Below are 13,080 nucleotides of genomic sequence, written 5' to 3'. Positions count from 1 at the left end.
ATTAGCTTGACCCGTCGGGCAAAACAGCGGCATAATGTCACCATCGCGACAGGTCTCGTAGGGTGGGTTGGCCCTGCGGATTGCGCGAAGCGCAAACCGCTTGGCGTAACCCACCATTTTCGTTCCCTCAGCAGCAGAAGTGGTGGGTTACGCAAGCAGACTGCGCGTTGCGCAGCCGCTCGCTGACCCACCCTACGAGATCAGCGCAAGCCGCTAGTAACCCCGTCCCCACCAGTAGCAGAAGCGCTCGACATTGGCGGGCAGGCTCGCCTCGTAATTCGCCCACTTCTCGTATTTCGGCAGCTTCACCTCCTTCATCGCGGTGTCGAAGCATTTGCCGGCATCGGCCGCCTTCTTCACTTCAGTCGAGAGATCCTCCATGTAGGCGACGTCGTCCTCGACATCCTTCTTGGTGCCGAGCCGGCCGCCGGCATAGGGATGGCCGGGGATCATCCGCTCCCAGTCGAGCGAGGCCAGCTTCTTCAGCGATGCGATGTATTCCAGCGGCGAGGCGTTGTCGGGGATGTTGCGAAACTGCACGGTTTCGATCGGCGCGAAGTCCACCACGAACACGATCTTCTCCTTTGGCAGCCGCATCACCAGCGAATTGTCGGAGTGGTTGCGGCCGACATAGTCGAGCTCGAGCGTGGTGCCGCCGAGCTTGACGATCTTCTGGTCGTCGACCAGCTGGTCCGGCATCACGACGTCGGCCAGCAGCGCATTCTGCTTCTTGAGCTCGAGCAGGCGCTCCTTGGTGCGGCGATGCGCAATGAACGTGGCCCCAAGATCCTTGAACGGCTGGCCGCCGGCGATGTGGTCGTAATGGTGGTGGCTGTAGATGACGTATTTGATCGGCTTGTCGGTGACCGCCTTGATGGCGTCGATATAGGGTTTTGCGGGGCGTAGATAGGAGATCGGATCGGTCGCAATCACGCCCTGCGACGTTACCACGAACATCGATTGATGGCCGCCATAGCGGAAGATGTAGACGTTGTCGGTGCCGTCGACCTTCTTTGTGGAGGTCTGGGGCGCCTGTGCAAAAGCTGAACCGGTGACGAGAGTCGCGAGAATGGCGATGCAAAATAATGCTTTCATCTCTGGCTTTCTGAAAAAAGGTGGCGGGGATGACGGAGATTTCCCTCACACAAACGCTGCGGAAAGGGATTTATTCCGCGCTCCACAGGGACAGTCTGTCGCGGACCAGCTGTGCAAATGTGATCCTCGGGGACATCGATCCGGCTTGACAGTTTTATGTCAGAGGAGGAGCATGCCTGTGGTCGCAAGCAAGCGACGCGTAACGTCCACCTCATGAGCAAGGGGAGGTCTATGACGCCACCTCCGCAAATCCAGCCGCGTTAAGTGCGATGGAGCTCGTTCGGACTATCGCATAGCGGCGGAAACCGCGAACGGCACGCCGGGTCAAGGTCTAGAGGGCTGCATCAGTGAGGCAGAGCCCCTACCTGCCCGGCGCTGTGCGTTTTGTACCTTCGCACATCCGAATCGATTTGCGCAGAAGGGGCCACCCTCTCCCCGCTGGGGAGAGGTGGATCGGAGCAAGCCGACCAAACCCAATTTCATCAGGCGTTACACTTTCTTCTGCACGCCGAAGAGATCGCCGAGCCACTGATAATAGACCGGCTGCTTCTCGTGCAGCGTCGCGCGATTGTTGGGTGGACGGTCGACATTGCCCCAGAGGTAGAGGCTGCCGGTCACCGCAAAGAACTCCTGCACATTCTTCAGCACATAAGAGTCCGGCGGATAGAGCTCGTTCTGCCTGGCGATGTCGTAGAAGCGGACCAAATCCGGATTCTGCAGTGCGCCCGGCAGGACGCGAAAATGATAGGCATGGAGCAGCTCATGCAGCAGCACCGGCTTTTCCGGCGCATCGACGGCCGCATCGACCGTGACACCCGCAACCTTGGACGAGAAATGCCCGCCGCCGTCCCCCTGTCCCGGCTTGACCGCAACAGGCTGACTCTTGAAGAAGGTCATGATCTCGGCCCTCGCACCGCAGTCGACAACGATGTCGATCTGATGCTTCGTCGACGCGACGACCTCCTTGATGTTCGGCTGGGCCTGCGCGGCACTGATGTCCACGGCGATGCCGCGATACATGAAGCTCGGTCCGCTCTGCGCGATCGCAGATCGTGTGCCGAGCAGGATCGCAGCTCCCGCAAGCAAGAGCCGGCGACGATCGAAATCTGTCATGTGAGCCCCCGAATTTCGCAGCGTAACTTCGCATGATTTTGCGGCGCTGACCATGATGCGGTTCCATCACGTCTGCATGGCGGAAATGCCCAGAGATTGCCGCCCCACTGGCAAACTTCCGACATACCATCGGGGCGAATAGCGGCATCCGACATGACGCATGCGCTTGGTGCGGTGACGATTCGACCGCTGCAAGCGCATTTCACTTTCCAGGGAATCCGCGTGTCGCATAAGCTTGCTTCGGCGCTTCTCGCAGCGCTCTTCCTCGTCATCTCGTCGTTCTCTGGAGCCCGCGCCCAACCGCTTGCGCCAGCGACCAACAGCGCAGCCTCGCTGTCGCCCGATGAAGCCAGGCGGGCGCTGGAGACGCTTCAGGACGACCAAAAGCGCGCGCAAATGATCGATACCTTGCGTGCGATCGCCAATGCCTCGGGCCCGCAGCAAGCGGCGTCGGCGCCCGGGGTGAAATCGCCGATCCCGCTTTCGGCCGACGGTCTCGGCGCGCAACTTCTGCTGACGGTGTCCGAGGAGATCGGCGAGATCTCGCGAGACGTCGCCGACATGGCACGAACGCTCACCCGTTTTTCAGCATTCTATTACTGGTTCGTGCGAACCGCGAACGATCCGGATGCCTATCATCTCCTGATCGAGATCGCCTGGAGGCTGGCTCTGGTGTTTGGTTCTGCGCTCGCGGCCGAATGGATTGGTGTCCGCGTGATCCGGCGTCCGGTTGCTTTTCTCGAAGGGCGCGTGCCGCAGACTGCACGCCTGCCGGTGCAGGCGCTGCCCATCGCCGATCCACCGTCATCGGTTGCCGACGTCACCCCCGAACCCGAATTGCACAAACGGCGACACAGCCTCGCGCGCGTCTGGCAGGCGTTGTTGCGGCTGCCTTTCGTGCTCGGACGGTTGCTGCTCGAATTGCTCCCGGTGGTCGCCTTTGTCGGTCTTGCCACCGCATTGCTCGGAACGGAGATCGGCGAGCCCGCGACCGTGCGCCTCGTGATCCTCGCGGTGGTCAATGCCTATGCGTTCTCGCGCGGGCTCATTTGCCTCGTCCGCGCGCTGGCCGGGCCGTTCGGCCTGTTGCCGGCGCGCGCCGAGACCGCCGCCTATGTCGAGATCTGGGCGCGCCGCATCGTGGGCGTCGCCGTGACCGGCATCGCGCTTGCCAATGTCGCGCTGCTGCTCGGCCTGCATCGGGCCGGCTACGCCGCGCTCGTGCGCATGGTGATGCTGGTCGTGCACCTCTTCGTCGTCGTCATCATCCTGCAATGCCGCCGTCAGGTGGCTGACGCCATCCGCGCGCCTGATGACCGGCAGGGGATCGCGGCGCGGCTGCGAGATCGCATCGCCGCCGGCTGGCACTTTCTTGCCATCGCGCTCGATCTGGCGCTGTGGGCGGTGTGGGCGCTGAATATCCGCAACGGCTACTCGCTGTTGCTGCAATATTTCGTCGGCACCATCGCCGTGGCACTGATCACGCGGGTCGCGATCATGCTGACGCTGAGCCTGATCGACCGAGGTTTCCGCATCCAGCCGGAGATCCTCCAGCGCTTTCCAGGCCTCGAGATCCGCGCCAACCGCTATCTGCCGTTGCTGCGCAGGATCGTCTCCGGCGTGATTGCCTTTATCGGCCTTGTCGCCGTGCTCGAGGTCTGGGGCGTCGATGCCATCGTCTGGTTCTATGGCGGCCAGATCGGCAGCCAGTTGATTTCCGCGGTCGCGACGATTGGCGTCGCAGCCTTCATCGCTGCCGTGATCTGGGAAACCAGCAATGCGCTGCTGGATCGCCAGATCAACACGCTGTCGCGTGACGGACATTATGCCCGGGCGGCGCGTCTGCGCACTTTCCAGCCGATGCTGCGCACCGCGCTGTTGTGCCTGATCGCTACCGTCGTCGGCCTCACGGCACTGAGTGAAATCGGCGTCAATGTCGCGCCGCTGCTCGCCGGCGCCGGCATCGTCGGCATTGCCATCGGATTCGGCTCGCAGAAACTGGTGCAGGATCTCATCACCGGCCTGTTCCTGCTGCTGGAGAACACGGTGCAGGTCGGCGACACCGTCAGCGTGTCGGGTCTGTCAGGCGTGGTCGAGAACGTCTCGATCCGCACCATCAGGCTGCGCGCCGGCGACGGCGCCGTGCACATCGTGCCGTTCAGCGCGGTGACGACCATCACCAATGCCAGCCGCGGCGCCGGCAATGCCTCGGTCAGCGTCAATGTCGCCTACAAGGAGGACACCGACCGCGCTGGCCAGATCCTCAAGGACATCGTCGAGGAGATGCGACGCGAGGTGGAATTCCGTCCCCTGATCCGCGGCGACCTCGAGCTCTGGGGCATCGACAAGGTCGATGGCGCAATGGTGTCGATCGTCGGCCAGATCCGCTGCACGGAGGCCGGTCGCTGGCCGGTCCAGCGCGAATTCAACCGCCGCATGAAGCAACGCTTCCAGCAACACGGCATCGAGATCGCGTCCGCCACCCAGACCATTTTGATGCACGTCGCGCCGCCGGCGGATGTGGCCGCCAACCTGACGCCGCGGCGGGTGACCGGATGAATTTCCGGCTTGCCTCGGCCCGTCCGGCAGCGTTCACTTCCCCTCCAGTCCGCTGATGACGTGCGGATGACAAGAAGCGCGGGAGAGGCTGATGCGGGGGCTGCGGGCCGGATGGTGCGGTCATGTGATCGCTGTGTGTGCGTTGATCGGATCTGCGGCGTGGACGGCACCGTGCGGCGCCCAGCCGTTTCCCTCCCGTCCCATCACCCTCGTGGTGCCCTTCGCGGCCGGCGGGCCGACCGATACGCTGGCCCGCATTCTGTCGGAACGGATCGCGGCGGAGCTGCATGCGACCATCGTCGTCGAGAACGTCGCCGGCGCCTCGGGCAGCATCGCGGGGGCCCGCGTCGCGCGTGCGACGCCTGACGGCACCACCATCACCATCGGCCATTGGGGTACGCATGTGCTCAATGGTGGGATCCTCAAGCTGCCTTACGACGTGGTCGCCGATTTCGAGCCGGTTGCACTGGTCGCGATGGGAACGCAGCTCATCGTCGGCCGGAAATCGCTCGAGGCGGGCAATCTGAAAGAGCTGATCGCGTGGCTGAAGGCCAATCCCGGCAAGGCGACCGCCGGCACGGCCGGTGCCGGCACCGGCGCGCATGTCGCCGGCGTCTTCTTCAAGGAGAAGACCGGGACCGACTTCCAGTTCGTGCCCTATCGCGGCGCGGGACCGGCGATGATCGATCTCGTCGCCGGACAGATCGACATCATGTTCGACCAGGCCTCGAACTCGCTGCCGCAATACAAGAACGGCGCGATCAAGGCGTTTGCGGTGACGTCGCCGACGCGGCTCGCATCGGCGCCTGATATTCCGACTGTCGACGAGGCGGGCCTGCCCGGGCTCTATATTTCCTACTGGCACGGCATCTGGGCACCGAAGAACACGCCCAAGGAGATCGTCACAAAGCTCAACACGGCGATCGTCGCAGCCCTCGCCGATCCCGCCGTCAAGCAGCGCTTTGCCGAACTGGGCCAGGAAATTCCGCCTGCGGACCAGCAATCGCCCGCAGCACTCGGCGCTTTCCAGAAAGCCGAGACCGAGAAATGGTGGCCGGTGGTGAAGGCCGCGGACATCAAGCCGGAGTAGAGACGTTAACTTTTGCGTCGTGCGGCTCGCAAAATCGTTCGCGAAAATCTCGCTGCGGTGCGAGATCACAATCGATGCGCGCGGCGCAACGTCCTTGATCTCGATGGGGCGCTGGCCGACAATGACGGCCGTTCAATAGGAAGCTTCTTTGGGGGAATTCGTGAATAGACCTGCCCGGGTCGTTGCCCAGTCGACAACATCAGATTCTACGCATGGCATGACGCTGCTGCGCGATCCCTTGCTCAACAAGGGCACCGCCTTCACCGAGGCGGAGCGCGCCGCACTCGGCCTGCGCGGCCTGCTGCCGCCTTGCGTGCTGACGATGGAGACGCAAGCTCAGCGCGTGCTGACCAATCTGCGCGCGCTGCCGACCGACCTTGAAAAATATGTCGCGTTGAATGCGCTGCATGACCGCAACGAGGCGCTGTTCTTCCGCGTCGTGGTCGACAATATCGACGAGATCCAGCCGATCATCTACACGCCGACGGTCGGGCTCGCCTGCCAGAAATACGGCCTGATCTTCCAGCGCCCGCGCGGCATGTTCATCTCCTCGCGCGATCGTGGGCAGATCGCCGACATCCTGAAGAACTGGCCCTATCCGGCCAAGCTGATCGTCGTCACCGATGGCGAGCGTATTTTGGGACTTGGCGATCTCGGTGCCAATGGCATGGGCATCCCGGTCGGCAAGCTGTCGCTCTATTCGGCCTGCGCCGGCGTGCATCCGGAAGCGTGCCTGCCCATCGTGCTCGACGTCGGCACCAACAACGAGGAGCTGCTGAGCGATCCCTATTATCTGGGCTTACGCGAACGCCGGCTCGCGGGCGAGGCCTATGACAGTTTCGTCGACGAGTTCATGACGGCCGCGCGAAAGACCTTTCCCGGCGTGCTGATCCAGTTCGAGGACTTCGCCAATCATTCCGCGTTCAAGCTGCTGCACAAATACCGGGACGAGACTTGCGTCTTCAACGACGACATCCAGGGCACCGCGGCGGTGGCGCTCGCCGGCCTGTTCTCGGCGCTGCGCGTCTCCGGCGGCAAGCTGCGCGACCAGCGCATCCTGTTCCTCGGCGCCGGCGAGGCGGCGACCGGCATCGCCGATCTCGTCGTCTCCGCCATGATGGCGGAGGGCGCGAGCGAGGCCGAAGCGCTCCGGCGCAACTGGCTGGTCGATTCCCGCGGTCTCGTCGTCAGCGGCCGCGATGGCCTGCATGGCCACAAGCTCCGCTATGCGCACAAGGACCAGGCGCCGATCACCGACTTCCTGACCGCGATCAAGACGCTGAAGCCGACGGCGATCATCGGCGTCGCCGCGGTCGGCGGCGCCTTCACGCCCGACGTGCTCAAGGCGATGGCCGAGCTCAACGAGCAGCCGATCGTGTTCGCGCTGTCCAACCCGACCTCGAAGGCCGAGTGCTCGGCGGAGGACGCCTATCGCTACACCGAAGGCCGCGCGCTGTTCGCCTGCGGCAGCCCCTATGATCCGGTCAAGCTCAACGGCCGCACTTTCGTGCCGCGCCAGGGCAACAACTCCTACATCTTCCCCGGCGTCGGCCTCGGCGTCATCGCCAGCCGCTCGCGGCTCGTGACCGACGAGATGTTCATGGCGGCCGCCCATACGCTCGCCGATTGCGTCGGCAAGGAGGACCTCGATCAGGGCAGCCTCTATCCGGCGCTGCCGCGCATCCGCGAGGTCTCGGCGCGCATCGCGGCGGCCGTTGCCGACGTCGCCTATCAGCGCGGCCTCGCTGACGGACCCGCGCCCAACGACGTCAAGGCCCTGGTCCAGTCGCAGATGTACGAGCCGAAATACTAGGGCCGTCGCGCGTCCAGACCGCGCGATCAATGCACGGACGTCGCCACAATCCTCATGGCCGGGACAAGCCCGGACATGACGGCGTGGCGACACCGGTTCCACAGGAATCGCGATTGTCTGCTGCGCCCCGATGTGCGACGCTCTGTAACGTTACAAGAATCTCAAGCCGTTAGGTAAGCGACATGGACGATCGGATGCCCGACCTGGGCGACCTCGAACACGAGGTCATGCAGATAGTATGGGCCCACGGGCCGGTCACGGCTGAAGTCGTGCGCGAGCGGCTGTCGCGGCGTCTGAAGGAATCGACGGTGCGAACAGTGCTGCGCCGCCTTGAAGAAAAAGGCTATGCTCGCCACACGGTTGACGGACGCACCTACGTCTACCACGCCGCCGAGGCGCGCGCCCGGGTCGCCGCCAAGGCGGTGCAGCGCATCGTCGACTGGTTCTGCAACGGCTCGATGGAGGAGGTCCTCGTCGGCATGGTGGACAATGCGATGCTCGACCAGCAGCAATTGCGCGCGCTGGCCGACCAGGTGGCCAAGGCGAAGAAGGCGAGGGGAGTGAAAAAGGAATGATCGCAATTCTGGCTGAGGCGGCGTTACGCTCCTTTGCGCTGGGAGGCGTCGTCTGGATCGGTCTTACCTTGTTTCGCGTGCGCAATCCGCACGTCCACATGACGGTGTGGGTCGTCGTGCTGTTCGCATCCCTGGCGATGCCGTTCGTGATGCACTGGCCGACGCTCACCATCGACCGGCTGCCCTTGTCCATGCCGGTGGCTGATGAAGCCTGGCCGGCCGACGTCCCGATGCTGGACCGGCCGCAGCCGTCGCTGCCGATCCTGTCCGGCGCTGCCGTCGCGCCGATGGTCAAGCGCAGCGTTTCGATCGATTGGCGGATTCTCGCCACCACGGTTTATGCCTGCGTCGCCGGCCTGCTGCTGCTGCGACTCGCCATCGGCCTTTGCCTGACCTGGCGCCTGGCGCGCGCGGCGAAGCCGGTGAAGAGCCGCGAGATGATCGATGCCGATGTGCGCGTCAGCCGCGATGTCGGCAGCCCCGTCACTTTCGGCTCGACCATATTGGTGCCGCCGCAGTTTTTCGGCTGGGACGCCAAGAAGCGCCTTGCGGTGCTCGCGCATGAATGCGCGCATGTCGCCAACAGGGATTTCTACGTCCTGCTGCTCGCCTCGCTCAACCGCGTCGTGTTCTGGTTCAGCCCGTTCTCGTGGTGGCAGCTGGCGCGTCTGGCCGAGCTCGCGGAGATCATCAGCGACGCCCGCGCCATCGAGATGATCGACGATCGGCTGTCCTATGCCGAAATCCTGCTCGATGTCGCGACCTCGGTGAAGCCACGGCCGATGGAACTTGCGATGGCGCAGGCCTCGACCGTGCGGGCGCGCGTCGAGCGCATCATCGCGGCGGCCGCCATGCCCGTGGCGGTCGGCTGGCGCAAGCGGTTGTGGATCGCGGCCGCGATCGTGCCGGTCGTGATCGTGTCGGCCGGCATGATCGCCTATCGCACGCCGGATCCCGCGCCATCAGGCGCCGATCTCGGCCAGGTGCCGGCCGAGCATTACCATCCATTCGTCAATTTCTACGCCATGGGCCCGGCCTCGGTGCTCGCCATCTTCAACGAGGGCGACGAACTCTACGGTCAGCTCACCGGGCAGCGGCGGCTGCGCATCGCCGTCGCCAAGGACGGCACGGCATCCTATGCGGCCTCGTTCGGCGAGATCACTTTCCCCGTCGATGCGGAGCGCCGCTCCTCCGAGCTGACGTTGCACATGAACGGCCGCGACGTCCGCGCCGTTCGCGTCGCCGAGATGCCGGCGCCGGCGACGGAGCAGGTCGCGCTCGATCACTATGTCGGCTGGTACAGGGTGGCGCCGAACCGCGTGCTTACGGTGCGGCGCGATGGCGATCACCTGCAAGTGCAGGAGACCGGGCAGGGCGGGGCGCCGGTTCTCGCCGAGGGTCTCGATGCCTTCTCGGTCCACGGCGATCGTCTCCTGATCTTCCTGCGTGATGAGGCGGCCAACGTCTCGCGCGTGCTGGTCCAGAGCGTCGCCACCGGCGCCCGCCTTGCGCAGCGGATCGATGCGGCGCAGGCGCAGGCGATCGAGGCCGACTTCGCCCGTCGCCTCGCGGAAGTGCCTGACAGGTTCAGGGAGCAGGTCCCGGCGGCGGGAAGCAAGGAGCTGGTTCTCACGGGGATCGAGGATCTGCGCCGCGGCACGCCGAACTATGATCGCATGAGCGCGCCGCTCGCCGCCGCCATCCACCGCCGGCTCGACGAATTGCGTGCGACGTTCGCGGCGCTCGGCGCTGTCGAGACGATCTTCTTCCGCGGCGTCGGGCCCGGTGGTTACGACATCTACGGCGCCAAGTTCGAGAACGGGACGGCGGAATTCCGCGTGCTGCTCGAGCCGGACGGCAAGGCCGGCGACGTGATCTTCCGCCCCGACGGCAATGACGAGCTCGGCGGCATCGTCTCCTGTGCGGAGGAGGCCAGCGTGCGCGATCGTGCCGGCACCTCGCCGATCAGGATCATGCTCTACAACGAGACCGAGGACGACATTCAGGTCTTCAATCTCGACGCGGACGGCCAGCGCAAGACGCAGAGCGTCGTGAGGTCGGACATGACCTGGGTCGCTCTGACCGCCGTCAACAGTCCATGGGTCATTGCCGACAAGTCGGGCAAGTGCATGGAGATCCTGGTGCCGGGTCGGCAGACGCGCTTCCACAATGTCGAGGCCTCGACCCTCGGCGCGCGGCCGGGTCGCGCGGCGCGGCGCGCCGTCCCGATCGCCAATGGCGAGGCGATGCTGCGGCAATATATCGAGGGGATCGGCAAGGGGCAGCCGGACTACGACCACATGACGTCGGAGGTCGCCAGCATCACGCGTCAGCAGCTGCAATTCGACCAGGCCATCCTGGCACGGCTCGGCGCGCTTCGCGCGGTCTCGTTCCGCGGCGTCACGGCGCTCGACAGCGACATCTATGTCGCCCAGTTCGCCAACGGTTCGGCGGAGTGGCGCATCGGCGTCAGGAACGGGACGATCACCAAGATCGCGCTCGGGCCGAATTTCTAGATGCGCCCCGCGCTTCGGAAGACAGGCGGCGATGCCGGCCAATCCCGGCTTGCGCGGGCCGGTTGCAAGCGTTACCATGTGTAGCACTACGAGAGGTAACCTGACCTCGTCGTTTGGCACCCGCTGGGCCCGGGACGTTTGGCGCGGCCCTCGCGGTCGGATCGGGTCCATGATGTGCATGCTGACGCAACGGGAGCTCGACTTTCTCGCCAGCCTGAAGACCGGCTGGCGGCTGCTCTATCGGCGCGAGCTGATGCGGCTCGTCCAAGGTGACGCAGAGGCCGGCGAAGCGCGCACCGAGAGGCGCCGTCCGGTGATCTGGCGCGTCGTATCAGGCTGATTTTTCGCTGGTTTGTGCCGATTCAGGACAGGTGAGTGTGGTGGATTCGCCACATCAGGCGTGAAACGAAGGCGGCCGCAAGGCCGCTTTTGTTCAGCCAAGGTTCTGCCCTCATTGCCCACCGAAATTTGGCCGTGTTCGGAGGGCGCATCATGTCTTGCTTTGCACGAGCCGAAACGACCCTGACTTCGTTGGCAATCTCGTCCCGGTTGCTGCTCGCCATCATCGGTGCCGCTTCGCTCGCCGCGTGCGCGCAATCACCGGTGGGCCGTCAGAGGGCCGATCTTGCCGCGACCGGCAGGCAGGCGGCGATCGAGCGGCCGTATCGCGTGGCGGCGCTGCATCCGCATCCGGTCAGCCGCGTGCGTGTCCCCGAGGAGACCGCCGGGACCAAGCCGGCCGCCGCGCATGGCCTCGCCAGCTTCTATTCGGATACGGAGACCGCGAGCGGCGAGAAGTTCGACAAGAACGAGCTGACCGCAGCTCATCCGACCCTGCCCTTCGGCACCAAGCTGCGCGTCACCGATGTCTCCTCGGGCCGCTTCGTGACGGTCCGCGTCAACGATCGCGGACCCTTCGTTCGCGGGCGTGTCGTCGACATCTCGCCGTCCGCGGCCGAGGCGCTCGGCATGGTCGACAAGGGCCTCGCCAATGTCCGGCTCGACGTCGTGCAATAGAGACGGGCCCGGCTTAACCGGCTGTTAGTTGCTCTCGCTCACGATGGCCGCCCGGCAAATCGGGGCTAGGGGGGACGGCGCTTGAACACGATCCAGCATCTCGAAGATCAGGCGGCGCGCGCCGAACGGCTTGCCAAACGGATCACGGATACGCTGACGATCGAAAAGCTGCTGACCTTCGCCGGCGAACGCCGCCGCGAGATCGAAGTCATCGCCGGCCGGCGCCACAGCTGACGGCGTCATCTCATAACGCCTGCAATTCATGCGCTGAGCGCATCCGTCCCCGCAGGATAGCGCGGAACTTCCGCCTCTCGCCGACGTCATGTCTGCATGAACATGGAGGAGGAAGCCATGGGTTTTGGACGAGGTGCTTTGCTTTGGTTGCTGGGCGTGCCGTTGCCGGTCATCCTGCTGCTGGCGTTGTTCTGGCACCACTGAGATCGTGATGTCGACATCGGAAAAGCGCCGCGCAAGCGGCGTTTTTCTTGTCCCCGATTTTAAGCTGAGGCAGCGTCGATCAGCTGTGGCTTTCGATGAAGTCGCTGAGATAGTCGGGCAGGGCCACGCCGTCGATGTCGCAGCGCGCTCGGATCTCGCCGGCAACGTCGGTCGAGATGTCCTTCATCCAGTGCTCGAGCGTGTTGAACGAGATCACCTGAACGGGGTCGCTGAAGCAGCCGGCGACGAGCTCGCCGATCGCGGTGTCGAGATCGCTTCGCTCGACGCGAACTTCGGTCGCCGCGTCGCGGCGATCGATCACCACGAACAGGGTCTGGTCGGCGCCATAGGGCACGACCGGGGATGGCATGCCAGCTTCGAGCATCTCGAACACTCACGTCTTGGCCCTGCGATCCCCGTTAACGGGAAAAACCGGCCGGAGGTTCCTGCAAAGCCGGAAGGGGCAGGTCGTTTGTCGTGCGGTCAGAGAAACTCCCGCAAGCGCGACAGCTCGATGACGTGTTCGGGCGAGAGAATGTCCGTGACCAGCGGCGGTTGTGCCGCCGTGCGGATCTCGTAGAGATGCCTCGTAGGCGCGGGCTTCTCCATGAAGGCGGAGATGCAGGCATCGAGCGTGCCTTCGCTCACTTGGTAAGGTTCGCGGTCGGGGAGGCGCTGATTTCCGAGTGACGGCCATTTCTGCAGCACCGCGAAGGCGCCGAAATCGACCTTTGAACCCGTGACAGATGCGTCCCCCATCGTCCCCGCCTCACGCAAAAAGAACCCTGGCACGCAAGGCTTGCGTGCCAGGGCCCATACCCATCGCTGCATCTCAATGCCACGTGTCGATAACGCGGCGTCCGG

General features: G+C 64.5%; 12 protein-coding genes. 8 read left to right on the top strand and 4 right to left on the bottom strand.

Annotation, left to right across the window (positions count from 1 at the left end; all coding sequences use genetic code 11):
- Positions 1–213 precede the first annotated feature (213 nt).
- Both G8O24_RS16365 and G8O24_RS16360 read right to left on the bottom strand, forming a co-directional pair.
- Positions 214–1,095 (bottom strand): MBL fold metallo-hydrolase, encoded by an 882-nt coding sequence (locus tag G8O24_RS16365; RefSeq protein WP_188100942.1) that lies wholly within the window; start codon positions 1,093–1,095, stop codon positions 214–216.
- Positions 1,096–1,584: 489 nt separating this feature from the next.
- The gene (locus tag G8O24_RS16360; RefSeq protein ID WP_188100940.1) at positions 1,585–2,208 is read right to left on the bottom strand and encodes a hypothetical protein; all 624 of its coding nucleotides are present in this window, start codon (positions 2,206–2,208) and stop codon (positions 1,585–1,587) included.
- Between the two features lie 222 nt (positions 2,209–2,430).
- On the opposite strand from G8O24_RS16360, the gene G8O24_RS16355 reads away from it, so the two are divergent.
- From G8O24_RS16355 to G8O24_RS16320, 8 genes are all read left to right on the top strand, one after another.
- Positions 2,431–4,767, top strand: coding sequence for a mechanosensitive ion channel domain-containing protein (locus G8O24_RS16355; RefSeq protein ID WP_188100938.1), 2,337 nt, complete (start codon positions 2,431–2,433; stop codon positions 4,765–4,767).
- Between the two features lie 91 nt (positions 4,768–4,858).
- Positions 4,859–5,857, top strand: a complete 999-nt coding sequence (locus tag G8O24_RS16350) for a tripartite tricarboxylate transporter substrate-binding protein (protein WP_188100936.1) — start codon at positions 4,859–4,861, stop codon at positions 5,855–5,857.
- A gap of 160 nt (positions 5,858–6,017) precedes the next feature.
- Positions 6,018–7,670, top strand: a complete 1,653-nt coding sequence (locus tag G8O24_RS16345; protein WP_188100934.1) for an NAD-dependent malic enzyme — start codon at positions 6,018–6,020, stop codon at positions 7,668–7,670.
- Between the two features lie 182 nt (positions 7,671–7,852).
- The gene (locus G8O24_RS16340; protein ID WP_188100933.1) at positions 7,853–8,245 is read left to right on the top strand and encodes a BlaI/MecI/CopY family transcriptional regulator; all 393 of its coding nucleotides are present in this window, start codon (positions 7,853–7,855) and stop codon (positions 8,243–8,245) included.
- Positions 8,242–10,761, top strand: coding sequence for a M56 family metallopeptidase (locus G8O24_RS16335; protein ID WP_188100931.1), 2,520 nt, complete (start codon positions 8,242–8,244; stop codon positions 10,759–10,761). The genes G8O24_RS16340 and G8O24_RS16335 overlap by 4 nt, the downstream gene beginning before the upstream one ends.
- Before the next feature lie 169 nt (positions 10,762–10,930).
- The gene (locus tag G8O24_RS16330) at positions 10,931–11,101 is read left to right on the top strand and encodes a hypothetical protein (protein WP_188100929.1); all 171 of its coding nucleotides are present in this window, start codon (positions 10,931–10,933) and stop codon (positions 11,099–11,101) included.
- A gap of 152 nt (positions 11,102–11,253) precedes the next feature.
- Positions 11,254–11,778, top strand: coding sequence for a septal ring lytic transglycosylase RlpA family protein (locus tag G8O24_RS16325; protein ID WP_188100927.1), 525 nt, complete (start codon positions 11,254–11,256; stop codon positions 11,776–11,778).
- An 81-nt stretch (positions 11,779–11,859) separates the two neighbouring features.
- A complete protein-coding gene (locus G8O24_RS16320) occupies positions 11,860–12,012 on the top strand; it encodes a hypothetical protein (RefSeq protein ID WP_188100924.1) in 153 nt (50 codons plus the stop codon).
- 283 nt (positions 12,013–12,295) lie between these two features.
- Here the strand turns inward: G8O24_RS16320 and G8O24_RS16315 are convergent, their stop codons facing one another.
- Both G8O24_RS16315 and G8O24_RS16310 read right to left on the bottom strand, forming a co-directional pair.
- The gene (locus G8O24_RS16315) at positions 12,296–12,601 is read right to left on the bottom strand and encodes a hypothetical protein (RefSeq protein ID WP_188100922.1); all 306 of its coding nucleotides are present in this window, start codon (positions 12,599–12,601) and stop codon (positions 12,296–12,298) included.
- Positions 12,602–12,699: 98 nt separating this feature from the next.
- Entirely contained in the window at positions 12,700–12,975 is a 276-nt protein-coding gene (locus G8O24_RS16310) for a hypothetical protein (RefSeq protein ID WP_188100920.1), read from the bottom strand.
- Positions 12,976–13,080: the final 105 nt, after the last annotated feature.

It is taken from the genome of Bradyrhizobium campsiandrae (assembly GCF_014529705.1).
Lineage (GTDB): Bacteria > Pseudomonadota > Alphaproteobacteria > Rhizobiales > Xanthobacteraceae > Bradyrhizobium > Bradyrhizobium campsiandrae.
Note: the sequence above shows the minus strand (reverse complement) of the source record. Positions and strands in the feature narration are given on the sequence as shown.

What these genes read in the sequence shown, in the direction of transcription:
- G8O24_RS16365 (WP_188100942.1), bottom strand. Translation starts at nt 1,095, where the DNA reads ATGAAAGCATTATTTTGCATCGCCATTCTCGCGACTCTCGTCACCGGT.
- G8O24_RS16330 (WP_188100929.1), top strand. Translation starts at nt 10,931, where the DNA reads ATGATGTGCATGCTGACGCAACGGGAGCTCGACTTTCTCGCCAGCCTG.
- G8O24_RS16325 (WP_188100927.1), top strand. Translation starts at nt 11,254, where the DNA reads ATGTCTTGCTTTGCACGAGCCGAAACGACCCTGACTTCGTTGGCAATC.
- G8O24_RS16350 (WP_188100936.1), top strand. Translation starts at nt 4,859, where the DNA reads ATGCGGGGGCTGCGGGCCGGATGGTGCGGTCATGTGATCGCTGTGTGT.
- G8O24_RS16340 (WP_188100933.1), top strand. Translation starts at nt 7,853, where the DNA reads ATGGACGATCGGATGCCCGACCTGGGCGACCTCGAACACGAGGTCATG.
- G8O24_RS16315 (WP_188100922.1), bottom strand. Translation starts at nt 12,601, where the DNA reads ATGCTCGAAGCTGGCATGCCATCCCCGGTCGTGCCCTATGGCGCCGAC.
- G8O24_RS16360 (WP_188100940.1), bottom strand. Translation starts at nt 2,208, where the DNA reads ATGACAGATTTCGATCGTCGCCGGCTCTTGCTTGCGGGAGCTGCGATC.
- G8O24_RS16335 (WP_188100931.1), top strand. Translation starts at nt 8,242, where the DNA reads ATGATCGCAATTCTGGCTGAGGCGGCGTTACGCTCCTTTGCGCTGGGA.
- G8O24_RS16310 (WP_188100920.1), bottom strand. Translation starts at nt 12,975, where the DNA reads ATGGGGGACGCATCTGTCACGGGTTCAAAGGTCGATTTCGGCGCCTTC.